General features: G+C 29.3%; 1 protein-coding gene. It reads right to left on the reverse strand.

The genetic code is table 11. From position 1 onward, the window contains the following. Positions 1 to 71: 71 nt before the first annotated feature. Positions 72 to 1,136, reverse strand: coding sequence for a hypothetical protein (locus H7844_15945; protein MEO5358770.1), 1,065 nt, complete (start codon positions 1,134 to 1,136; stop codon positions 72 to 74). Positions 1,137 to 1,432: the final 296 nt, after the last annotated feature.

Here is a 1,432-nt window from a genome sequence, read left to right on the forward strand (position 1 = left end):
CACCAACATTGGAGGAATAGTAAAGAACTTATACAAAAAATAATTTCAGCAACCACCACACCGGCTTATATTTATTCTGAAGCGCCAATATATTGCAGCAAAGGCATTTGCTGAAAAAAATTAAACATTAAATCTTGCAAAAATCTGGTTGGTAGAGACCAACTAGGCCATGAAGTAGCAATTAGAGCAAGAAAATCCATCCTTGTTCTTAAGTATGATGTAAAATATTTAAGATCATTTAATAATTTATTATCTGACTTAGTATTTTTTTCTATATTTATTAAAATGTGGCTTCCTATGTTGTGTGATAAATTACGTGACATTATCGTTGATATTGCTGTTTTTGTTGAATAAGAAAATATAGTTTTTCTTACTGAATATTCTACCAACTGATCAATAACAAAACTTTTTGAATTTAACTCAGTAACAATTTTTTGATAATCTTCTTGTGTTACAGTTTTGTCATCTATGGCAAAAGCAAGCCCTGATGTGACAGGGAAAACTGTAGGGATTGGAAGAAAAATATAAGAAACCCAATTTGAGATAGAATGTAATATTCTTAAATATCTTTCTATTTTGCCTATAGAGTAATCTTCAAAGCTATCATATGGAATATTTAATTGCAGGCATAATTGGTTTAATAAACTTTTTACATTTCCTATGTCTAATTTCAGGAAAATTATATCATCAGTGCATGACCATTCCAACATTTCTCTCCCATATTCCTTAGATTTAAAAAGAATCACTGCTTTCCTTTTATCAGGGGGAACTTTTGTTAGAATAAAATTTGCAATTGTTTCAATACTATTAGTCGCAATTTTTTTTTGAATAATTTCTTGAATTTTTATAAATATTTCTTTTTGATTACTTAACTTAAAAGCATTATATATTGTTCTCATCAAAAAATTATTATTCTGAGGATACCATAAAAGTATATCAAACCAAAGATAGCCTCTGGTTTCTGGATATTGTTCTGTATATAAAAACTTTTTCCATATATTATGAGTATCCCATTTTGAAAACTCATTCTCACTCTGTATGACGTCAGCTCCACCAAGAAGGTAAATACTGCTTTCCTCAAACTTACTGAAACTTCCTATTTCAGCGGCTATGGACTTTATTACTTTATACGACATATGCCTCCAACTAAATTGCTAATTATTATCTCAGCATAACAAAGCTGCTATTAAAATAAGTTAATAGTACACATTAAAATCAATAAAAAGCAAGTATATCTTTTGTAAACTTAGTGGAAACTAATTCCTGTATTACTATTATCCTTTTGCTAAAGCACTACTATCTTATTTTGTCAGATACAAGCAACAGCAACTATAAGCTTTGGGGGTTATGAGTAATTTTAACGGAAGTTCAGCGTAAAAAATGGCGTGAAGTGGCTATAAGTGGCTAATAAATAAGAAAAAAACAATAATGG

The sequence above is a fragment of the Nitrospirae bacterium YQR-1 genome (assembly GCA_039908095.1).
GTDB lineage: Bacteria > Nitrospirota > Thermodesulfovibrionia > Thermodesulfovibrionales > Magnetobacteriaceae > Magnetomonas.